The 21480-nt window shown below is 51.5% G+C and carries 17 protein-coding genes; 14 read left to right on the plus strand and 3 right to left on the minus strand.

Annotated features, from left to right (window positions below):
* Positions 1-237 precede the first annotated feature (237 nt).
* Both gltA and ABZJ92_RS07925 read right to left on the minus strand, forming a co-directional pair.
* Entirely contained in the window at positions 238-1521 is a 1284-nt protein-coding gene (gltA, locus tag ABZJ92_RS07920) for a citrate synthase (protein ID WP_353765434.1), read from the minus strand.
* 205 nt (positions 1522-1726) lie between these two features.
* Positions 1727-1834, minus strand: coding sequence for a hypothetical protein (locus tag ABZJ92_RS07925; RefSeq protein ID WP_001305582.1), 108 nt, complete (start codon positions 1832-1834; stop codon positions 1727-1729).
* Positions 1835-2214: 380 nt separating this feature from the next.
* On the opposite strand from ABZJ92_RS07925, the gene sdhC reads away from it, so the two are divergent.
* The 8 genes from sdhC (at position 2215) to sucD (ending at position 11921) form a co-directional block, all read left to right on the plus strand.
* The gene (gene sdhC / locus ABZJ92_RS07930) at positions 2215-2619 is read left to right on the plus strand and encodes a succinate dehydrogenase cytochrome b556 subunit (protein WP_000263349.1); all 405 of its coding nucleotides are present in this window, start codon (positions 2215-2217) and stop codon (positions 2617-2619) included.
* Positions 2613-2960: a succinate dehydrogenase membrane anchor subunit gene (sdhD, locus tag ABZJ92_RS07935; RefSeq protein WP_000254365.1), complete on the plus strand. Its 348-nt coding sequence runs from the start codon at positions 2613-2615 to the stop codon at positions 2958-2960. Before sdhC ends, sdhD begins: the two co-directional genes overlap by 7 nt.
* The gene (gene sdhA, locus ABZJ92_RS07940; RefSeq protein ID WP_000775536.1) at positions 2960-4726 is read left to right on the plus strand and encodes a succinate dehydrogenase flavoprotein subunit; all 1767 of its coding nucleotides are present in this window, start codon (positions 2960-2962) and stop codon (positions 4724-4726) included. Before sdhD ends, sdhA begins: the two co-directional genes overlap by 1 nt.
* A 15-nt stretch (positions 4727-4741) precedes the next feature.
* Positions 4742-5458, plus strand: a complete 717-nt coding sequence (sdhB, locus tag ABZJ92_RS07945; protein ID WP_001235263.1) for a succinate dehydrogenase iron-sulfur subunit SdhB — start codon at positions 4742-4744, stop codon at positions 5456-5458.
* A 300-nt stretch (positions 5459-5758) separates the two neighbouring features.
* Complete coding sequence (gene sucA, locus ABZJ92_RS07950) at positions 5759-8560, plus strand: 2-oxoglutarate dehydrogenase E1 component (RefSeq protein WP_001181461.1); 2802 nt, start codon at positions 5759-5761, stop codon at positions 8558-8560.
* A 14-nt stretch (positions 8561-8574) separates the two neighbouring features.
* The gene (gene odhB / locus ABZJ92_RS07955) at positions 8575-9792 is read left to right on the plus strand and encodes a 2-oxoglutarate dehydrogenase complex dihydrolipoyllysine-residue succinyltransferase (protein ID WP_000099824.1); all 1218 of its coding nucleotides are present in this window, start codon (positions 8575-8577) and stop codon (positions 9790-9792) included.
* 93 nt (positions 9793-9885) lie between these two features.
* Entirely contained in the window at positions 9886-11052 is a 1167-nt protein-coding gene (gene sucC / locus ABZJ92_RS07960) for an ADP-forming succinate--CoA ligase subunit beta (protein ID WP_001048602.1), read from the plus strand.
* Positions 11052-11921 carry a succinate--CoA ligase subunit alpha gene (gene sucD, locus ABZJ92_RS07965; RefSeq protein WP_000025451.1) on the plus strand — a complete coding sequence of 290 codons (870 nt, stop codon included), beginning with the start codon at positions 11052-11054 and terminating at the stop codon, positions 11919-11921. Before sucC ends, sucD begins: the two co-directional genes overlap by 1 nt.
* Positions 11922-12023: 102 nt before the next feature.
* Here sucD and mngR read toward each other — a convergent pair whose 3' ends face one another.
* Positions 12024-12746 carry a mannosyl-D-glycerate transport/metabolism system transcriptional repressor MngR gene (gene mngR, locus ABZJ92_RS07970; protein ID WP_000509906.1) on the minus strand — a complete coding sequence of 241 codons (723 nt, stop codon included), beginning with the start codon at positions 12744-12746 and terminating at the stop codon, positions 12024-12026.
* Positions 12747-12915: 169 nt separating this feature from the next.
* Here mngR and mngA point away from each other — a divergent pair, with 169 nt between their 5' ends.
* The 6 genes from mngA to ybgE all read left to right on the plus strand — a co-directional run bounded on the left by mngA (position 12916) and on the right by ybgE (position 21476).
* Complete coding sequence (mngA, locus tag ABZJ92_RS07975) at positions 12916-14832, plus strand: PTS 2-O-a-mannosyl-D-glycerate transporter subunit IIABC (RefSeq protein WP_001054875.1); 1917 nt, start codon at positions 12916-12918, stop codon at positions 14830-14832.
* A 17-nt stretch (positions 14833-14849) separates the two neighbouring features.
* Positions 14850-17483: a mannosylglycerate hydrolase gene (gene mngB / locus ABZJ92_RS07980; RefSeq protein WP_000648943.1), complete on the plus strand. Its 2634-nt coding sequence runs from the start codon at positions 14850-14852 to the stop codon at positions 17481-17483.
* An 848-nt stretch (positions 17484-18331) separates the two neighbouring features.
* The gene (cydA, locus tag ABZJ92_RS07985) at positions 18332-19900 is read left to right on the plus strand and encodes a cytochrome ubiquinol oxidase subunit I (RefSeq protein WP_005049381.1); all 1569 of its coding nucleotides are present in this window, start codon (positions 18332-18334) and stop codon (positions 19898-19900) included.
* 15 nt (positions 19901-19915) lie between these two features.
* A complete protein-coding gene (gene cydB, locus ABZJ92_RS07990; protein WP_000568274.1) occupies positions 19916-21055 on the plus strand; it encodes a cytochrome d ubiquinol oxidase subunit II in 1140 nt (379 codons plus the stop codon).
* 14 nt (positions 21056-21069) lie between these two features.
* Entirely contained in the window at positions 21070-21183 is a 114-nt protein-coding gene (gene cydX, locus ABZJ92_RS07995) for a cytochrome bd-I oxidase subunit CydX (RefSeq protein ID WP_000270282.1), read from the plus strand.
* Positions 21183-21476, plus strand: coding sequence for a cyd operon protein YbgE (gene ybgE / locus ABZJ92_RS08000; protein WP_000034602.1), 294 nt, complete (start codon positions 21183-21185; stop codon positions 21474-21476). Before cydX ends, ybgE begins: the two co-directional genes overlap by 1 nt.
* Positions 21477-21480: the final 4 nt, after the last annotated feature.

Below are 21480 nucleotides of genomic sequence, written 5' to 3' on the forward strand. Positions count from 1 at the left end.
AAGTATTGGGAATTATAGGGGTGCGCTATATTTGGTGGTTTATTCATGTAACTGAGAGGAAGATAGATGATTAAAAATCATCTATTTGTTTATAATTTATACCGATGTATTTTTTTTTAGAATATATGAATGTCCGATAGTGGATTTTATTTTTACAATTTTTTGTGTTTAGGCATATAAAAATTAACCCGCCATTTGAACGGCGGGTTAAAATATTTACAACTTAGCAATCAACCATTAACGCTTGATATCGCTTTTAAAGTCGCGTTTTTCATATCCTGTATACAGCTGACGCGGACGGGCAATCTTCATACCGTAACTGTGCATTTCGCTCCAGTGGGCGATCCAGCCAACGGTACGTGCCATTGCGAAAATGACGGTGAACATGGAAGACGGAATACCCATCGCTTTCAGGATGATACCAGAGTAGAAATCGACGTTCGGGTACAGTTTCTTCTCGATAAAGTACGGGTCGTTCAGCGCGATGTTTTCCAGCTCCATAGCCACTTCCAGCAGGTCATCTTTGGTGCCCAGCTCTTTCAGAACTTCATGGCAGGTTTCACGCATTACGGTGGCGCGCGGGTCGTAATTTTTGTACACGCGGTGACCGAAGCCCATCAGGCGGAAAGAATCATTTTTATCTTTCGCACGACGAACAAATTCCGGAATGTGTTTAACGGAGCTAATTTCTTCCAGCATTTTCAGCGCCGCTTCGTTAGCACCACCGTGCGCAGGTCCCCACAGTGAAGCAATACCTGCTGCGATACAGGCAAACGGGTTCGCCCCCGAAGAGCCAGCGGTACACACGGTGGAGGTAGAGGCGTTCTGTTCATGGTCAGCGTGCAGGATCAGAATACGGTCCATAGCACGTTCCAGAATCGGATTAACTTCATACGGTTCGCACGGCGTGGAGAACATCATATTCAGGAAGTTACCGGCATAGGAGAGATCGTTGCGCGGATAAACAAATGGCTGACCAATGGAATACTTGTAACACATCGCGGCCATGGTCGGCATTTTCGACAGCAGGCGGAACGCGGCAATTTCACGATGACGAGGATTGTTAACATCCAGCGAGTCGTGATAGAACGCCGCCAGCGCGCCGGTAATACCACACATGACTGCCATTGGATGTGAGTCGCGACGGAAAGCGTGGAACAGACGGGTAATCTGCTCGTGGATCATGGTATGACGGGTCACCGTAGTTTTAAATTCGTCATACTGTTCCTGAGTCGGTTTTTCACCATTCAGCAGGATGTAACAAACTTCTAGGTAGTTAGAATCGGTCGCCAGCTGATCGATCGGGAAACCGCGGTGCAGCAAAATACCTTCATCACCATCAATAAAAGTAATTTTAGATTCGCAGGATGCGGTTGAAGTGAAGCCTGGGTCAAAGGTGAACACACCTTTTGAACCGAGAGTACGGATATCAATAACATCTTGACCCAGCGTGCCTTTCAGCACATCCAGTTCAACAGCTGTGTCCCCGTTGAGGTTGAGTTTTGCTTTTGTATCAGCCATTTAAGGTCTCCTTAGCGCCTTATTGCGTAAGACTGCCGGAACTTAAATTTGCCTTCGCACATCAACCTGGCTTTACCCGTTTGTTATTTGGCTCGCCGCTCTGTGAAAGAGGGGAAAACCTGGGTACAGAGCTCTGGGCGCTTGCAGGTAAAGAATCCATTGATGACGAATAAATGGCGAATCAAGTACTTAGCAATCCGAATTATTAAACTTGTCTACCACTAATAACTGTCCCGAATGAATTGGTCAATACTTCCACACTGTTACATAAGTTAATCTTAGGTGAAATACCGACTTCATAACTTTTACGCATTATATGCTTTTCCTGGTAATGTTTGTAACAACTTTGTTGAATGATTGTCAAATTAGATGATTAAAAATTAAATAAATGTTGTTATCGTGACCTGGATCACTGTTCAGGATAAAACCCGACAAACTATATGTAGGTTAATTGTAATGATTTTGTGAACAGCCTATACTGCCGCCAGGTCTCCGGAACACCCTGCAATCCCGAGCCACCCAGCGTTGTAACGTGTCGTTTTCGCATCTGGAAGCAGTGTTTTGCATGACGCGCAGTTATGGAAAGGACGCTGTCTGACCCGCAAGCAGACCGGAGGAAGGAAATCCCGACGTCTCCAGGTAACAGAAAGTTAACCTCTGTGCCCGTAGTCCCCAGGGAATAATAAGAACAGCATGTGGGCGTTATTCATGATAAGAAATGTGAAAAAACAAAGACCTGTTAATCTGGACCTACAGACCATCCGGTTCCCCATCACGGCGATAGCGTCCATTCTCCATCGCGTTTCCGGTGTGATCACCTTTGTTGCAGTGGGCATCCTGCAGTGGCTTCTGGGTACCAGCCTCTCTTCCCCTGAAGGTTTCGAGCAAGCTTCCGCGATTATGGGCAGCTTCTTCGTCAAATTTATCATGTGGGGCATCCTTACCGCTCTGGCGTATCACGTCGTCGTAGGTATTCGCCACATGATGATGGATTTTGGCTATCTGGAAGAAACATTCGAAGCGGGTAAACGCTCCGCCAAAATCTCCTTTGTTATTACTGTCGTGCTTTCACTTCTCGCAGGAGTCCTCGTATGGTAAGCAACGCCTCCGCATTAGGACGCAATGGCGTACATGATTTCATCCTCGTTCGCGCTACCGCTATCGTCCTGACGCTCTACATCATTTATATGGTCGGTTTTTTCGCCACCAGTGGCGAACTGACATATGAAGTCTGGATCGGTTTCTTCGCCTCTGCGTTCACCAAAGTGTTCACCCTGCTGGCGCTGTTTTCTATCTTGATTCATGCCTGGATCGGCATGTGGCAGGTGTTGACCGACTACGTTAAACCGCTGGCCTTGCGCCTGATGCTGCAACTGGTGATTGTCGTTGCACTGGTGGTTTACGTGATTTATGGATTCGTTGTGGTGTGGGGTGTGTGATGAAATTGCCAGTCAGAGAATTTGATGCAGTTGTGATTGGTGCCGGTGGCGCAGGTATGCGCGCGGCGCTGCAAATTTCCCAGAGCGGCCAGACCTGTGCCCTGCTCTCTAAAGTCTTCCCGACCCGTTCCCATACCGTTTCTGCGCAAGGCGGCATTACCGTTGCGCTGGGTAATACCCATGAAGATAACTGGGAATGGCATATGTACGACACCGTAAAAGGGTCGGACTATATCGGTGACCAGGACGCGATTGAATATATGTGTAAAACCGGGCCGGAAGCGATTCTGGAACTCGAACACATGGGCCTGCCGTTCTCGCGTCTCGATGATGGTCGTATCTATCAACGTCCGTTTGGCGGTCAGTCGAAAAACTTCGGCGGCGAGCAGGCGGCACGCACTGCGGCGGCTGCTGACCGTACCGGTCACGCACTGTTGCACACGCTTTATCAGCAGAACCTGAAAAACCACACCACCATTTTCTCCGAGTGGTATGCGCTGGATCTGGTGAAAAACCAGGATGGCGCGGTGGTGGGTTGTACCGCACTGTGCATCGAAACCGGTGAAGTGGTTTATTTCAAAGCCCGCGCTACCGTGCTGGCGACTGGCGGAGCAGGGCGTATTTATCAGTCCACCACTAACGCCCACATTAACACTGGCGACGGTGTCGGCATGGCTATCCGCGCAGGCGTACCGGTGCAGGATATGGAAATGTGGCAATTCCACCCGACCGGCATTGCCGGTGCGGGCGTACTGGTCACCGAAGGTTGCCGTGGTGAAGGCGGTTATCTGCTGAACAAACATGGCGAACGCTTTATGGAGCGTTATGCGCCGAACGCCAAAGACCTGGCGGGCCGTGATGTGGTGGCGCGTTCCATCATGATTGAAATCCGTGAAGGTCGCGGCTGTGATGGTCCGTGGGGGCCACACGCGAAACTGAAACTCGATCACCTGGGTAAAGAAGTTCTCGAATCCCGTCTGCCGGGTATCCTGGAGCTTTCCCGTACCTTCGCTCACGTCGATCCGGTGAAAGAGCCGATTCCGGTTATCCCAACCTGTCACTACATGATGGGCGGTATTCCGACCAAAGTTACCGGTCAGGCGCTGACTGTGAATGAGAAAGGCGAAGATGTGGTTGTTCCGGGACTGTTTGCCGTTGGTGAAATCGCTTGTGTATCGGTACACGGCGCTAACCGTCTGGGCGGCAACTCGCTGCTGGACCTGGTGGTCTTTGGTCGCGCGGCAGGTCTGCATCTGCAAGAGTCTATCGCCGAGCAGGGCGCACTGCACGATGCCAGCGAGTCTGATGTTGAAGCGTCTCTGGATCGCCTGAACCGGTGGAACAATAATCGTAACGGTGAAGATCCGGTGGCGATCCGTAAAGCGCTGCAAGAATGTATGCAGCATAACTTCTCGGTCTTCCGTGAAGGTGATGCGATGGCGAAAGGGCTTGAGCAGTTGAAAGTGATCCGCGAGCGTCTGAAAAATGCCCGTCTGGATGACACTTCCAGCGAGTTCAACACCCAGCGCGTTGAGTGCCTGGAACTGGATAACCTGATGGAAACGGCGTATGCAACGGCTGTTTCTGCCAACTTCCGTACCGAAAGCCGTGGCGCACATAGCCGCTTCGACTTCCCGGATCGTGATGATGAAAACTGGCTGTGCCACTCCCTGTATCTGCCTGAGTCGGAATCCATGACGCGCCGAAGCGTCAACATGGAACCGAAACTGCGCCCGGCATTCCCGCCGAAGATTCGTACTTACTAATGCGGAGACAGGAAAATGAGACTCGAGTTTTCAATTTATCGCTATAACCCGGATGTTGATGATGCTCCGCGTATGCAGGATTACACCCTGGAAGCGGAAGAAGGTCGCGACATGATGCTGCTGGATGCGCTTATCCAGCTGAAAGAGAAAGATCCCAGCCTGTCGTTCCGCCGCTCCTGCCGTGAAGGTGTGTGCGGTTCCGACGGTCTGAACATGAACGGCAAGAATGGTCTGGCCTGTATTACCCCGATTTCGGCACTCAACCAGCCGGGCAAGAAGATTGTGATTCGCCCGCTGCCAGGTTTACCGGTGATCCGCGATTTGGTGGTAGACATGGGACAATTCTATGCGCAATATGAGAAAATTAAGCCTTACCTGTTGAATAATGGACAAAATCCGCCAGCTCGCGAGCATTTACAGATGCCAGAGCAGCGCGAAAAACTCGACGGGCTGTATGAATGTATTCTCTGCGCATGTTGTTCAACCTCTTGTCCGTCTTTCTGGTGGAATCCCGATAAGTTTATCGGCCCGGCAGGCTTGTTAGCGGCATATCGTTTCCTGATCGATAGCCGTGATACCGAGACTGACAGCCGCCTCGACGGTTTGAGCGATGCATTCAGCGTATTCCGCTGTCACAGCATCATGAACTGCGTCAGTGTATGTCCGAAGGGGCTGAACCCGACGCGCGCCATCGGCCATATCAAGTCGATGTTGTTGCAACGTAATGCGTAAACTGTAGGCCTGATAAGACGCGCAAGCGTTGCATCAGGCAACCAGTGCCGGATGCGGCGTGAACGCCTTATCCGGCCTACAAGTCATTACCCGCAGGCCTGATAAGCGCAGCGCATCAGGCGTAACAAAGAAATGCAGGAAATCTTTAAAAACTGCCCCTGACACTAAGACAGTTTTTAAAGGTTCCTTCGCGAGCCACTACGTAGACAAGAGCTCGCAAGTGAACCCCGGCACGCACATCACTGTGCGTGGTAGTATCCACGGCGAAGTAAGCATAAAAAAGATGCTTAAGGGATCACGATGCAGAACAGCGCTTTGAAAGCCTGGTTGGACTCTTCTTACCTCTCTGGCGCAAACCAGAGCTGGATAGAACAGCTCTATGAAGACTTCTTAACCGATCCTGACTCGGTTGACGCTAACTGGCGTTCGACGTTCCAGCAGTTACCTGGTACGGGAGTCAAACCGGATCAATTCCACTCTCAAACGCGTGAATATTTCCGCCGCCTGGCGAAAGACGCTTCACGTTACTCTTCAACGATCTCCGACCCTGACACCAATGTGAAGCAGGTTAAAGTCCTGCAGCTCATTAACGCATACCGCTTCCGTGGTCACCAGCATGCGAATCTAGATCCGCTGGGACTGTGGCAGCAAGATAAAGTGGCCGATCTGGATCCGTCTTTCCACGATCTGACCGAAGCAGACTTCCAGGAAACCTTCAACGTCGGTTCATTTGCCAGCGGCAAAGAAACCATGAAACTCGGCGAGCTTATTTCCGCCCTCAAGCAAACCTACTGCGGCCCGATTGGTGCCGAGTATATGCACATCACCAGCACCGAAGAAAAACGCTGGATCCAACAGCGTATCGAGTCTGGTCGCGCGACTTTCAATAGCGAAGAGAAAAAACGCTTCTTAAGCGAACTGACCGCCGCTGAAGGCCTTGAGCGTTACCTCGGCGCAAAATTCCCTGGCGCAAAACGCTTCTCGCTGGAAGGCGGTGACGCGTTAATCCCGATGCTTAAAGAGATGATCCGCCACGCTGGCAACAGCGGCACCCGCGAAGTGGTTCTCGGGATGGCGCACCGTGGTCGTCTGAACGTGCTGGTGAACGTGCTGGGTAAAAAACCGCAAGACTTGTTCGACGAGTTCGCCGGTAAACATAAAGAACACCTCGGCACAGGCGACGTGAAATACCACATGGGCTTCTCGTCTGACTTCCAGACCGATGGCGGCCTGGTGCACCTGGCGCTGGCGTTTAACCCGTCTCACCTTGAGATTGTAAGCCCGGTCGTTATCGGCTCTGTTCGTGCCCGTCTGGACAGACTTGATGAGCCGAACAGCAACAAAGTGCTGCCAATCACCATCCACGGTGACGCCGCAGTGACCGGGCAGGGCGTGGTTCAGGAAACTCTGAACATGTCGAAAGCGCGTGGTTATGAAGTTGGCGGTACGGTACGTATCGTTATCAACAACCAGGTTGGTTTCACCACCTCTAACCCGCTGGATGCCCGTTCTACACCGTACTGTACTGATATCGGTAAGATGGTTCAGGCACCGATTTTCCACGTTAACGCGGATGATCCGGAAGCCGTTGCCTTTGTGACCCGTCTGGCGCTCGATTTCCGTAACACCTTTAAACGTGATGTCTTCATCGACCTGGTATGCTACCGCCGTCACGGCCACAACGAAGCCGACGAGCCGAGCGCAACCCAGCCACTGATGTATCAGAAAATCAAAAAACATCCGACACCGCGCAAAATCTACGCTGACAAGCTGGAGCAGGAAAAAGTGGCGACGCTGGAAGATGCCACCGAGATGGTTAACCTGTACCGCGATGCGCTGGATGCTGGCGATTGCGTAGTGGCAGAGTGGCGTCCGATGAACATGCACTCTTTCACCTGGTCGCCGTACCTCAACCACGAATGGGACGAAGAGTACCCGAACAAAGTTGAGATGAAGCGCCTGCAGGAACTGGCTAAACGTATCAGTACGGTACCAGAAGCAGTTGAAATGCAGTCTCGCGTTGCCAAGATTTATGGCGATCGCCAGGCGATGGCAGCCGGTGAGAAACTGTTCGACTGGGGCGGTGCGGAAAACCTCGCTTACGCCACGCTGGTTGATGAAGGCATTCCGGTTCGCCTGTCGGGTGAAGACTCCGGTCGCGGTACCTTCTTCCACCGCCACGCGGTGATCCACAACCAGTCTAACGGTTCCACTTACACGCCGCTGCAACACATCCATAACGGTCAGGGCGCGTTCCGTGTCTGGGACTCCGTACTGTCAGAAGAAGCCGTGCTGGCGTTTGAATATGGTTATGCCACCGCAGAACCACGCACCCTGACCATCTGGGAAGCGCAGTTCGGTGACTTCGCCAACGGTGCGCAGGTGGTTATCGACCAGTTCATCTCCTCTGGCGAGCAGAAATGGGGCCGGATGTGTGGTCTGGTGATGTTGCTGCCGCACGGTTACGAAGGGCAGGGGCCGGAGCACTCCTCCGCGCGTCTGGAACGTTATCTGCAACTTTGTGCTGAGCAAAACATGCAGGTTTGCGTACCGTCTACCCCGGCACAGGTTTACCACATGCTGCGTCGTCAGGCGCTGCGCGGGATGCGTCGTCCGCTGGTCGTGATGTCGCCGAAATCCCTGCTGCGTCATCCGCTGGCGGTTTCCAGCCTCGAAGAACTGGCGAACGGCACCTTCCTGCCAGCCATCGGTGAAATCGACGAGCTTGATCCGAAGGGCGTGAAGCGCGTAGTGATGTGTTCTGGTAAGGTTTATTACGACCTGCTGGAACAGCGTCGTAAGAACAATCAACACGATGTCGCCATTGTGCGTATCGAGCAACTCTACCCGTTCCCGCATAAAGCGATGCAGGAAGTGTTGCAGCAGTTTGCTCACGTCAAGGATTTTGTCTGGTGCCAGGAAGAGCCGCTCAACCAGGGCGCATGGTACTGCAGCCAGCATCATTTCCGTGAAGTGATTCCGTTTGGGGCTTCTCTGCGTTATGCAGGCCGCCCGGCCTCCGCCTCTCCGGCGGTAGGGTATATGTCCGTTCACCAGAAACAGCAACAAGATCTGGTTAATGACGCGCTGAACGTCGAATAAATAAAGGATACACAATGAGTAGCGTAGATATTCTGGTCCCTGACCTGCCTGAATCCGTAGCCGATGCCACCGTCGCAACCTGGCATAAAAAACCCGGCGACGCAGTCGTACGTGATGAAGTGCTGGTAGAAATCGAAACTGACAAAGTGGTACTGGAAGTACCGGCATCAGCAGACGGCATTCTGGATGCGGTTCTGGAAGATGAAGGTACAACGGTAACGTCTCGTCAGATCCTTGGTCGCCTGCGTGAAGGCAACAGCGCCGGTAAAGAAACCAGCGCCAAATCTGAAGAGAAAGCGTCCACTCCGGCGCAACGCCAGCAGGCGTCTCTGGAAGAGCAAAACAACGATGCGTTAAGCCCGGCGATCCGTCGCCTGCTGGCTGAACACAATCTCGACGCCAGCGCCATTAAAGGCACCGGTGTGGGTGGTCGTCTGACTCGTGAAGATGTGGAAAAACATCTGGCGAAAGCCCCGGCGAAAGAGTCTGCTCCGGCAGCGGCTGCTCCGGCGGCGCAACCGGCTCTGGCTGCACGTAGTGAAAAACGTGTCCCGATGACTCGCCTGCGTAAGCGTGTGGCAGAGCGTCTGCTGGAAGCGAAAAACTCCACCGCCATGCTGACCACGTTCAACGAAGTCAACATGAAGCCGATTATGGATCTGCGTAAGCAGTACGGTGAAGCGTTTGAAAAACGCCACGGCATCCGTCTGGGCTTTATGTCCTTCTACGTGAAAGCGGTGGTTGAAGCCCTGAAACGTTACCCGGAAGTGAACGCGTCTATCGACGGCGATGACGTGGTTTACCACAACTATTTCGACGTCAGCATGGCGGTTTCTACGCCGCGCGGCCTGGTGACGCCGGTTCTGCGTGATGTCGATACCCTCGGCATGGCAGACATCGAGAAGAAAATCAAAGAGCTGGCAGTCAAAGGCCGTGATGGCAAGCTGACGGTTGAAGATCTGACCGGTGGTAACTTCACCATCACCAACGGTGGTGTGTTCGGTTCCCTGATGTCTACGCCGATCATCAACCCGCCGCAGAGCGCAATTCTGGGTATGCACGCTATCAAAGATCGTCCGATGGCGGTGAATGGTCAGGTTGAGATCCTGCCGATGATGTACCTGGCGCTGTCCTACGATCACCGTCTGATCGATGGTCGCGAATCCGTGGGCTTCCTGGTAACGATCAAAGAGTTACTGGAAGAGCCGACGCGTCTGCTGCTGGACGTGTAGTAGTTTAAGCTTCACCTGCACTGTAGACCGACGTGGATAGGGTGTCGGTCTACGGTTTAAAAGATAACGATTACTGAAGGATGGACAGAACACATGAACTTACATGAATATCAGGCAAAACAACTGTTTGCCCGCTATGGCTTACCAGCACCGGTGGGTTATGCCTGTACTACTCCGCGCGAAGCAGAAGAAGCCGCTTCAAAAATCGGTGCCGGTCCGTGGGTAGTGAAATGTCAGGTTCACGCTGGTGGCCGCGGTAAAGCGGGCGGTGTGAAAGTTGTAAACAGCAAAGAAGACATCCGTGCTTTTGCAGAAAACTGGCTGGGCAAGCGTCTGGTAACGTATCAAACAGATGCCAATGGCCAACCGGTTAACCAGATTCTGGTTGAAGCGGCGACCGATATCGCTAAAGAGCTGTATCTCGGTGCCGTTGTAGACCGTAGTTCCCGTCGCGTGGTCTTTATGGCCTCCACCGAAGGCGGCGTGGAAATCGAAAAAGTGGCGGAAGAAACTCCGCACCTGATCCATAAAGTTGCGCTTGATCCGCTGACTGGCCCGATGCCGTATCAGGGACGCGAGCTGGCGTTCAAACTGGGTCTGGAAGGTAAACTGGTTCAGCAGTTCACCAAAATCTTCATGGGCCTGGCGACCATTTTCCTGGAGCGCGACCTGGCGCTGATCGAAATCAACCCGCTGGTCATCACCAAACAGGGCGATCTGATTTGCCTCGACGGCAAACTGGGCGCTGATGGCAACGCCCTGTTCCGCCAGCCTGATCTGCGCGAAATGCGTGACCAGTCGCAGGAAGATCCGCGTGAAGCACAGGCTGCACAGTGGGAACTGAACTACGTTGCGCTGGACGGTAACATCGGTTGTATGGTTAACGGCGCAGGTCTGGCGATGGGTACGATGGACATAGTTAAACTGCACGGCGGCGAACCGGCTAACTTCCTGGACGTTGGCGGCGGCGCAACCAAAGAACGTGTAACCGAAGCGTTCAAAATCATCCTCTCTGACGACAAAGTGAAAGCCGTTCTGGTTAACATCTTCGGCGGTATCGTTCGTTGCGACCTGATCGCTGACGGTATCATCGGCGCGGTAGCGGAAGTGGGTGTTAACGTACCGGTCGTGGTACGTCTGGAAGGTAACAACGCCGAACTCGGCGCGAAGAAACTGGCTGACAGCGGCCTGAATATTATTGCAGCAAAAGGTCTGACGGATGCAGCTCAGCAGGTTGTTGCCGCAGTGGAGGGGAAATAATGTCCATTTTAATTGATAAAAACACCAAGGTTATCTGCCAGGGCTTTACCGGTAGCCAGGGGACTTTCCACTCAGAACAGGCCATTGCATACGGCACTAAAATGGTTGGTGGCGTAACTCCAGGTAAAGGCGGCACTACCCACCTCGGCCTGCCGGTGTTCAACACCGTGCGTGAAGCTGTTGCTGCTACTGGCGCTTCCGCGTCTGTTATTTACGTACCAGCACCGTTCTGCAAAGACTCCATTCTGGAAGCTATCGATGCAGGCATCAAACTGATTATCACCATCACTGAAGGCATCCCGACGCTGGATATGCTGACCGTGAAAGTGAAACTGGACGAAGCAGGCGTTCGTATGATCGGCCCGAACTGCCCAGGCGTTATCACCCCGGGTGAATGCAAAATTGGTATCCAGCCGGGTCACATTCACAAACCGGGTAAAGTGGGTATCGTTTCCCGTTCCGGTACACTGACCTATGAAGCGGTTAAACAGACCACGGATTACGGTTTCGGTCAGTCGACCTGTGTCGGTATCGGCGGTGACCCGATCCCTGGCTCTAACTTTATCGACATTCTCGAAATGTTCGAAAAAGATCCGCAGACCGAAGCGATCGTGATGATCGGTGAGATCGGCGGTAGCGCTGAAGAAGAAGCGGCAGCGTACATCAAAGAGCATGTTACCAAGCCAGTTGTGGGTTACATCGCTGGTGTGACTGCGCCGAAAGGCAAACGTATGGGCCACGCGGGTGCGATCATTGCCGGTGGGAAAGGGACTGCGGATGAGAAATTCGCTGCTCTGGAAGCCGCAGGCGTGAAAACCGTTCGCAGCCTGGCGGATATCGGTGAAGCACTGAAAACTGTTCTGAAATAAATATCTGTAATAAGAAATAGCCCTCGCCGCTTCCCTCTACAGGAATGGCGAAGGGCTGTCGGTTTCGACATGGTTGGCCATCGTATGATGGCCTTTTTGTGCTTATCGCGATGATTTTCGCTGCGCTATCAGGGTAAATTTATAGTCATCGGTATTAAAAGCGTTGCGGCTATATTCAAACACCCGACCATCAACTAAATATCCACGCGATACTTTTTCAAGAATCGGCTTTGTCTGGCTGATATTAAGCAGACGGCTCATCTCTTCGGTTGGCATCAGAGGAATGATTTCCTGTTCGCTACGATCGATAACCATCTTCTTCACTTCTTCAATAAAGTGATATTTCGAATTTTCCATGACCTGCCAGGTGAGATCCGGGAACAACGCAAGCGGCATCCAGGTTTCTTCCAGCGCCATTGGCTTTTGCTTGCGATAGCGCACGCGCTTCACATGCCAAACACGATCCTGCACGGTGATTTGTAGCTGTTGCTGAAGAAAATCGTCAGCCGGAATCACTTCAAATATCAGAACTTCACTGTGTGTATCGACGTGACGGTCCGACAGTTTTTCATCAAAACTGGTTAACTGAAAAATATCGTAATTGACCCGCTCTTCTTTGACGTAAGTCCCGCTGCCCTGAATGCTTTCGAGGATCTGTTGCTCGACTAACTGGCGCAAAGCCTGACGCACCGTAACCCGGCTGACGCCAAACTCTGTTTGTAATGCCGATTCGGTAGGTAACGCATCGCCAGGTTTAAGCTCGCCACGCGCAATTTGCTCACGAATGCGATCAGCAATCTGTCGGTATAAGGGTTTGTGTCCCATTATTTAGCATCTCATTAATACGAATTTAGCCATTATGCCCGATAAACTCATCCTGTAAACAATACAAATAAAATGCAAATAATTTCAATCAAGTGAAATTGATTACGCAATGGTATTGTTTTGTCGGGCACACTGGCGCGACTATAAAAACGATCAAGTGAGGATCATGATGAACCTGACGACTCTGACCCACCGCGATGCGTTGTGTCTGAATGCGCGCTTTACCAGCCGTGAAGAGGCCATTCACGCGTTGACTCAACGTCTTGCTGCTCTGGGGAAAATTTCCAGTACTGAGCAATTTCTGAAAGAAGTGTATCGCCGTGAAAGCCTTGGCCCGACCGCCTTAAGTGAAGGGTTGGCTGTGCCGCATGGCAAAACTGCTGCGGTAAAAGAAGCGGCGTTTGCGGTCGCCACACTCAGCGAGCCGCTTCAGTGGGAAGGCGTGGATGGCCCGGAAGCGGTTGATTTAGTGGTGTTGCTGGCGATTCCCCTCAATGAAGCGGGTACTACGCACATGCAACTGCTGACAGCGCTGACCACGCGCCTGGCGGATGATGAGATTCGGGCGCGTATACAGTCGGCGACGACGCCTGATGAATTGCTCTCGGCGCTGGATGACAAGGGAGGCACGCAACCTTCTGCCTCTTTTTCCAACGCGCCAACTATCGTTTGCGTAACGGCCTGCCCGGCGGGTATTGCTCACACCTACATGGCTGCGGAGTATCTGGAAAAAGCCGGACGCAAACTCGGCGTGAATGTCTACGTTGAAAAGCAAGGTGCTAACGGTATTGAAGGGCGTTTAACGGCGGATCAACTCAATAGTGCAACTGCCTGTATTTTTGCGGCTGAAGTCGCCATCAAGGAGAGTGAGCGTTTTAACGGCATTCCTGCGCTTTCTGTGCCTGTTGCCGAGCCGATTCGCCATGCAGAAGCGTTGATCCAACAATCGCTTACCCTCGAGCGTGGCGATGAGACGCGTACCTTACAGCAAGATACGCAACCGGTGAAAAGCGTCAAAACGGAGCTGAAACAGGCACTGTTGAGCGGGATCTCTTTTGCCGTACCGTTGATTGTCGCGGGGGGGACGGTGCTGGCGGTCGCGGTATTACTGTCGCAAATCTTCGGGCTACAAGATCTGTTTAATGAAGAAAACTCCTGGCTGTGGATGTACCGCAAACTGGGCGGCGGGCTGCTCGGAATTTTGATGGTACCGGTGCTGGCAGCCTATACCGCCTATTCGCTGGCAGATAAACCGGCGTTAGCGCCAGGCTTTGCGGCTGGACTTGCCGCCAACATGATCGGCTCCGGGTTTCTCGGCGCGGTCGTTGGCGGATTGATAGCCGGTTACTTGATACGCTGGATGAAAAATCACTTGCGTCTTAGCAGTAAATTCAATGGCTTCCTGACTTTTTATCTCTACCCGGTGCTCGGTACATTGGGAGCGGGCAGTCTGATGCTGTTTGTGGTGGGGGAACCTGTCGCCTGGATCAATAACTCGCTTACCGCCTGGCTGAACGGTCTGTCAGGAAGTAACGCGCTGTTGCTGGGTGCCATTCTCGGTTTTATGTGTTCCTTTGACCTTGGAGGGCCAGTGAATAAAGCCGCTTATGCATTCTGCCTGGGCGCAATGGCGAACGGCGTTTACGGCCCGTATGCCATTTTCGCCTCCGTCAAAATGGTTTCGGCATTTACCGTAACCGCTTCCACGATGCTCGCACCGCGCCTGTTTAAAGAGTTTGAAATTGAGACCGGGAAATCCACCTGGCTGTTAGGGCTGGCAGGTATTACCGAAGGGGCGATCCCGATGGCGATTGAAGATCCGCTGCGGGTTATTGGTTCGTTTGTGCTGGGCTCTATGGTAACGGGCGCTATTGTCGGTGCGATGAATATCGGCCTTTCGACACCCGGTGCTGGCATTTTCTCGCTCTTTTTACTTCATGATAATGGCGCGGGCGGTGTTATGGCGGCAATTGGCTGGTTTGGTGCGGCATTGGTGGGGGCTGCAATCTCGACTGCAATTCTCCTGATCTGGCGGCGTCACGCGGTTAAGCATGGCAACTATCTGACTGATGGCGTAATGCCATAAACAAAAAGGAAACGACGATGAAAGCGGTATCTCGCGTTCACATCACCCCGCATATGCACTGGGATCGGGAGTGGTATTTCACCACCGAAGAGTCACGCATTCTGCTGGTCAATAATATGGAAGAGATCCTGTGCCGACTGGAACAGGACAACGAATACAAATATTACGTACTCGACGGGCAAACGGCGATCCTCGAAGATTATTTCGCGGTGAAACCGGAAAACAAAGACCGCTTGAAGAAACTGGTAGAAGCCGGCAAGTTGATTATCGGCCCCTGGTATACCCAGACCGATACCACGATTGTTTCTGCGGAATCCATCGTCCGTAATCTGATGTACGGAATGCGTGACTGCCTCGCGTTTGGCGAGCCGATGAAAATAGGTTATTTACCCGATTCCTTTGGCATGTCCGGGCAACTGCCGCATATCTACAATGGATTTGGCATTACCTGCACCATGTTCTGGCGTGGATGTTCTGAGCGCCACGGTACGGATAAAACCGAGTTTTTGTGGCAAAGCAGTGACGGTAGCGAAGTGACGGCGCAGGTGATGCCGTTGGGTTATGCCATCGGTAAGTACTTACCTGCGGACGAAAACGGATTACGCAAACGCCTCGACAGTTATTTTGACGTGCTGGAAAAAGCGTCTGTAACCAAAGAGATTTTGCTGCCGAATGGGCATGATCAGATGCCATTGCAGCAAAATATCTTCGAAGTGATGGAGAAACTGCGCGAAATTTATCCTCAACGAAAGTTTGTGATGAGCCGCTTTGAAGAGGTATTTGAGAAGATCGAAGCGCAGCGAGATAATCTGGCAACCCTGAAAGGGGAATTTATTGATGGCAAATATATGCGCGTGCATCGCACCATCGGTTCCACGCGCATGGATATCAAAGTTGCCCACGCACGTATTGAAAATAAGATTGTTAATCTGCTGGAACCGCTGGCAACGCTGGCCAGGACGTTGGGTTTTGGATACCACCACGGCTTGCTGGAGAAAATGTGGAAAGAGATCTTAAAAAATCATGCCCACGACAGCATCGGCTGCTGCTGTCGTGACAAAGTTCATCGCGAAATCGTCGCCCGCTTCGAACTGGCTGAAGACATGGCGGATAATCTGCTGCGTTTCTATATGCGTAAAATCGCCGACAACATGCCGCAGAGCGACGCCGACAAACTCGTCCTGTTTAACCTGATGCCCTGGCCGCGGGAAGAAGTGATCAACACCACTGTGCGGCTGCGCGCCAGCCAGTTTAATCTACGAGACGATCGCGGTCAGCCTGTACCGTATTTTATTCGCCATGCCCGTGAGATCGATCCAGGCCTAATCGATCGGCAAATAGTTCATTACGGTAATTACGATCCCTTTATGGAGTTTGATATACAGATCAACCAGATTGTCCCTTCTATGGGCTATCGCACGCTTTATATCGAAGCGAATCAGCCTGGCAACGTGATTGCGGCAAAAAGTGACGCTGAAGGGATACTGGAAAATGCTTTCTGGCAAATTGCGCTCAATGAGGATGGAACGCTACAACTGGTAGATAAAGATAGCGGTGTGCGCTATGACCGGGTGTTGCAAATTGAAGAAAGCTCTGATGATGGTGATGAATATGACTATTCACCCGCAAAAGAAGAGTGGGTAATTACTTCGGCGAATGCGAAACCGCAATGCGAGATTATTCATGAGGCCTGGCAGAGCAGGGCTGTTATCCGCTATGAAATGGCGGTGCCGCGTAATCTGCAACAACGCAGCGCAAGACAATCCACTGGCAGAGTAGATGTCGAGTTGGTTGTCACTCTTAGTCATAACAACAGGCGCATTGATGTGGATATCAACCTTGATAACCAGGCTGACGATCATCGCCTTCGCGTCCTGATCCCTACATCTTTTAACACCGATAGTGTTCTGGCAGATACCCAGTTTGGTTCGCTAACGCGCCCCGTGAACGACAGTGCAATGAACAACTGGCAGCAAGAAAGCTGGAAAGAAGCGCCGGTTCCGGTATGGAATATGCTCAACTATGCAGCCTTACAGGAAGGGCGTAACGGCATGGCTGTCTTTAGCGAAGGGCTACGTGAATTTGAAGTCATCGGTGAAGAGAAGAAAACCTTTGCCATTACGTTGCTGCGCGGCGTGGGCTTACTGGGGAAAGAAGATCTGCTTTTAAGGCCTAGGCGGCCTTCGGGAATTAAAATGCCAGTCCCGGACTCACAACTACGTGGTCTGCTTTCTTGTCGCCTAAGTTTATTGAGTTATACCGGTACGCCAACCGCCGCTGGTGTAGCTCAGCAGGCGCGAGCATGGCTGACTCCAGTACAGTGTTACAACAAAATCCCATGGGATGCGATGAAGCTCAACAAAGCCGGATTCAACGTGCCGGAAAGTTATAGTTTGTTGAAAATGCCCCCAGTGGGATGCCTGATAAGCGCACTTAAGAAAGCTGAAGACCGACAAGAAGTGATTTTACGGCTGTTTAATCCGGCTGAATCAGCAACCTGTGATGCGACTGTTGCTTTCAGTCGCGAGGTGATTTCTTGCTCAGAAACGATGATGGATGAACACATTACCACCGAGGAAAATCAAGGTTCAAATCTATCGGGGCCTTTTTTACCCGGCCAGTCACGGACGTTCAGTTACCGGCTTGCCTGAATAGCAATCAAACCGAAGCCACATATGCGCGGCCAGATTGTTGACAAAGGGCGCTTTGTTCATGCCGGATACGGCATGAACGCTTTATTCGGTCTACAAAAGCAGGCAAATTCAATATATTGCAGAGATGATGTAGACACTGGCAAGCGTAGCGCATCAGGTAATTTTGTGTTTATCTTCACTCTCAAGCTACGTATATGTGGCTTTATTTTTAACAAAATAATAACCACGGGTGAGTTAATTATAATATAATTATAAGTTAATTAAATGTTAATATCGGCGGGAGGGAGATTTATGCCTTTATTAATAATCCTGAAACTCTGCGTCGTATTAGCCAGTGACCAAAAAAAGAATTAAGGTCAACCGTGCTGTTTTTGCTTCGTCTCTTTTTATCTTTAATTGCCAACCGAAACTAATTTCAGTCTTATAATTCACACATTTTAAACATAAATATCACTAAAGTTACCTTGTTGAAACATGATTAACATAATTTGTAGAAATTGATATTTATCAATGTATAAGTCTTGGAAATGGGCATCAAAAAGAGATAAATTGTTCTCGATCAAATTGGCTGAAAGGCGGCAATTTAGCTATAAATTGATCACCGTCGAAAAATGCAAATTTGCTTCAACAAAAACCTGTTTATTGTAAGGATTTTGCGGCGTAATATATACGTGGGATCAATTTGAGTTTTTATTAACATGTTTGCAACCTTTCTTTACGCCGTTTTTGTGTGCATTCACATGGTATGATGAAAGTGTTCAAACAAATTTCTATTGGGGCATGCGTGTGACCCTTTCTAACGGGGTTCACTCTCGGAGTCTTCATGCGATGAGCAAGGAGTCATGATGTTAGATATAGTCGAACTGTCGCGCTTACAGTTTGCCTTGACCGCGATGTACCACTTCCTTTTTGTGCCACTGACGCTCGGTATGGCGTTCCTCCTGGCCATTATGGAAACGGTCTACGTCCTCTCCGGCAAACAGATTTATAAAGATATGACCAAGTTCTGGGGCAAGTTGTTTGGTATCAACTTCGCTCTGGGTGTGGCTACCGGTCTGACCATGGAGTTCCAGTTCGGGACTAACTGGTCTTACTATTCCCACTATGTAGGGGATATCTTCGGTGCGCCGCTGGCAATCGAAGGTCTGATGGCCTTCTTCCTCGAATCCACCTTTGTAGGTCTGTTCTTCTTCGGTTGGGATCGTCTGGGTAAAGTTCAGCATATGTGTGTCACCTGGCTGGTGGCGCTCGGTTCAAACCTGTCCGCACTGTGGATTCTGGTTGCGAACGGCTGGATGCAAAACCCAATCGCGTCCGATTTCAACTTTGAAACTATGCGTATGGAGATGGTGAGCTTCTCCGAGCTGGTGCTTAACCCGGTTGCTCAGGTGAAATTCGTTCACACTGTAGCGTCTGGTTATGTGACTGGCGCGATGTTCATCCTCGGTATCAGCGCATGGTATATGCTGAAAGGTCGTGACTTCGCCTTCGCTAAACGCTCCTTTGCTATCGCTGCCAGCTTCGGTATGGCTGCTGTTCTGTCTGTTATTGTTCTGGGTGATGAATCCGGCTACGAAATGGGCGACGTGCAGAAAACCAAACTGGCTGCTATTGAAGCCGAGTGGGAAACGCAACCTGCGCCTGCTGCCTTTACTTTGTTCGGCATTCCTGATCAGGAAGAGGAGACGAACAAATTTGCGATTCAGATCCCTTACGCACTGGGCATCATTGCAACGCGTTCCGTGGATACCCCGGTTATCGGCCTGAAAGAGCTGATGGTGCAGCATGAAGAACGCATTCGTAACGGGATGAAGGCGTACTCTCTGCTCGAACAACTGCGTTCTGGTTCTACCGACCAGACGGTTCGTGACCAGTTCAATAGCATGAAGAAAGACCTCGGTTACGGTCTGCTGCTGAAACGCTATACGCCAAACGTGGCTGATGCGACTGAAGCGCAGATTCAACAGGCAACCAAAGACTCCATCCCGCGTGTAGCGCCGCTGTACTTTGCGTTCCGTATCATGGTGGCGTGTGGCTTCCTGCTGCTGGCAATCATCGCGCTCTCTTTCTGGAGTGTCATCCGCAACCGCATTGGCGAGAAAAAATGGCTTCTGCGCGCCGCGCTGTACGGTATTCCGCTGCCGTGGATTGCTGTAGAAGCGGGCTGGTTCGTGGCTGAATATGGCCGCCAACCGTGGGCTATCGGTGAAGTGCTGCCGACAGCTGTGGCGAATTCGTCACTGACCGCAGGCGATCTCATCTTCTCAATGGTGCTGATTTGCGGCCTGTATACCCTGTTCCTGGTGGCAGAATTGTTCTTAATGTTCAAGTTTGCACGCCTCGGCCCAAGCAGCCTGAAAACCGGTCGCTATCACTTTGAGCAGTCTTCCACGACTACTCAGCCGGCACGCTAAGACAGGAGTCGTCAAATGATCGATTATGAAGTATTGCGTTTTATCTGGTGGCTGCTGGTTGGCGTTCTGCTGATTGGTTTTGCAGTCACTGACGGTTTCGACATGGGGGTGGGCATGCTCACCCGTTTCCTCGGTCGTAACGACACCGAGCGTCGAATTATGATTAACTCCATTGCACCACACTGGGACGGTAACCAGGTTTGGCTGATCACCGCGGGCGGCGCACTCTTTGCTGCCTGGCCGATGGTCTATGCCGCTGCGTTCTCCGGCTTCTATGTGGCGATGATCCTCGTGCTGGCGTCTTTGTTCTTCCGTCCGGTCGGTTTTGACTACCGCTCCAAGATTGAAGAAACCCGCTGGCGTAACATGTGGGACTGGGGCATCTTCATTGGTAGCTTCGTTCCGCCGCTGGTAATTGGTGTAGCGTTCGGTAACCTGTTGCAGGGCGTACCGTTCAACGTTGATGAATATCTGCGTCTGTACTACACCGGTAACTTCTTCCAGTTGCTTAACCCGTTCGGCCTGCTGGCAGGCGTGGTGAGCGTAGGGATGATCATTACTCAGGGCGCAACCTATCTGCAAATGCGTACCGTGGGCGAACTGCACCTGCGTACCCGTGCAACGGCTCAGGTGGCTGCGCTGGTGACACTGGTCTGTTTCGCACTGGCTGGCGTATGGGTGATGTACGGTATCGATGGTTATGTCGTGAAATCGACAATGGACCATTACGCAGCCTCTAACCCACTGAATAAAGAAGTGGTTCGTGAAGCTGGCGCATGGCTGGTTAACTTCAACAACACGCCAATTCTGTGGGCTATTCCGGCACTGGGTGTGGTTCTGCTGCTGCTGACCATCCTGACTGCACGTATGGATAAAGCCGCGTGGGCGTTTGTGTTCTCCTCCCTGACGCTGGCCTGCATCATCCTGACAGCCGGTATCGCAATGTTCCCGTTTGTGATGCCGTCCAGCACCATGATGAACGCAAGTCTGACAATGTGGGATGCAACTTCCAGCCAGCTGACGCTTAACGTCATGACCTGGGTTGCGGTGGTTCTGGTACCGATCATTCTGCTCTACACCGCCTGGTGTTACTGGAAAATGTTCGGTCGTATCACCAAAGAAGATATTGAACGTAACACCCACTCTCTGTACTAAGTAAGGAGCTAAAAATGTGGTATTTCGCATGGATTCTGGGAACGCTTCTTGCCTGTTCGTTTGGGGTAATCACCGCGCTGGCGCTTGAACACGTCGAATCAGGCAAAGCCGGTCAAGAAGACATCTGATGAGTAAGATTATCGCGACCTTGTATGCGGTAATGGACAAGCGCCCCCTGCGGGCGCTTTCCTTCGTGATGGCGCTTCTGTTAGCAGGATGTATGTTTTGGGACCCATCTCGTTTTGCCGCGAAGACCAGTGAACTGGAAATCTGGCATGGTTTATTGCTGATGTGGGCCGTCTGTGCTGGTGTGATTCACGGCGTGGGCTTTCGTCCGCAGAAGGTTCTTTGGCAAGGGATTTTTTGCCCATTGCTTGCCGATATTGTTCTCATTGTCGGGCTGATTTTCTTCTTCTTTTAAATCA

Origin of the sequence: Shigella sp. FJ200513 (genome assembly GCF_040495915.1) — a bacterium.
In the GTDB taxonomy this organism is placed as follows: Bacteria; Pseudomonadota; Gammaproteobacteria; order Enterobacterales; family Enterobacteriaceae; genus ECMA0423.

What these genes read in the sequence shown, in the direction of transcription:
- gltA (WP_353765434.1), bottom strand. Translation starts at nt 1,521, where the DNA reads ATGGCTGATACAAAAGCAAAACTCAACCTCAACGGGGACACAGCTGTT.
- ABZJ92_RS07925 (WP_001305582.1), bottom strand. Translation starts at nt 1,834, where the DNA reads ATGCGTAAAAGTTATGAAGTCGGTATTTCACCTAAGATTAACTTATGT.
- sdhC (WP_000263349.1), top strand. Translation starts at nt 2,215, where the DNA reads ATGTGGGCGTTATTCATGATAAGAAATGTGAAAAAACAAAGACCTGTT.
- sdhD (WP_000254365.1), top strand. Translation starts at nt 2,613, where the DNA reads ATGGTAAGCAACGCCTCCGCATTAGGACGCAATGGCGTACATGATTTC.
- sdhA (WP_000775536.1), top strand. Translation starts at nt 2,960, where the DNA reads ATGAAATTGCCAGTCAGAGAATTTGATGCAGTTGTGATTGGTGCCGGT.
- sdhB (WP_001235263.1), top strand. Translation starts at nt 4,742, where the DNA reads ATGAGACTCGAGTTTTCAATTTATCGCTATAACCCGGATGTTGATGAT.
- sucA (WP_001181461.1), top strand. Translation starts at nt 5,759, where the DNA reads ATGCAGAACAGCGCTTTGAAAGCCTGGTTGGACTCTTCTTACCTCTCT.
- odhB (WP_000099824.1), top strand. Translation starts at nt 8,575, where the DNA reads ATGAGTAGCGTAGATATTCTGGTCCCTGACCTGCCTGAATCCGTAGCC.
- sucC (WP_001048602.1), top strand. Translation starts at nt 9,886, where the DNA reads ATGAACTTACATGAATATCAGGCAAAACAACTGTTTGCCCGCTATGGC.
- sucD (WP_000025451.1), top strand. Translation starts at nt 11,052, where the DNA reads ATGTCCATTTTAATTGATAAAAACACCAAGGTTATCTGCCAGGGCTTT.
- mngR (WP_000509906.1), bottom strand. Translation starts at nt 12,746, where the DNA reads ATGGGACACAAACCCTTATACCGACAGATTGCTGATCGCATTCGTGAG.
- mngA (WP_001054875.1), top strand. Translation starts at nt 12,916, where the DNA reads ATGAACCTGACGACTCTGACCCACCGCGATGCGTTGTGTCTGAATGCG.
- mngB (WP_000648943.1), top strand. Translation starts at nt 14,850, where the DNA reads ATGAAAGCGGTATCTCGCGTTCACATCACCCCGCATATGCACTGGGAT.
- cydA (WP_005049381.1), top strand. Translation starts at nt 18,332, where the DNA reads ATGTTAGATATAGTCGAACTGTCGCGCTTACAGTTTGCCTTGACCGCG.
- cydB (WP_000568274.1), top strand. Translation starts at nt 19,916, where the DNA reads ATGATCGATTATGAAGTATTGCGTTTTATCTGGTGGCTGCTGGTTGGC.
- cydX (WP_000270282.1), top strand. Translation starts at nt 21,070, where the DNA reads ATGTGGTATTTCGCATGGATTCTGGGAACGCTTCTTGCCTGTTCGTTT.
- ybgE (WP_000034602.1), top strand. Translation starts at nt 21,183, where the DNA reads ATGAGTAAGATTATCGCGACCTTGTATGCGGTAATGGACAAGCGCCCC.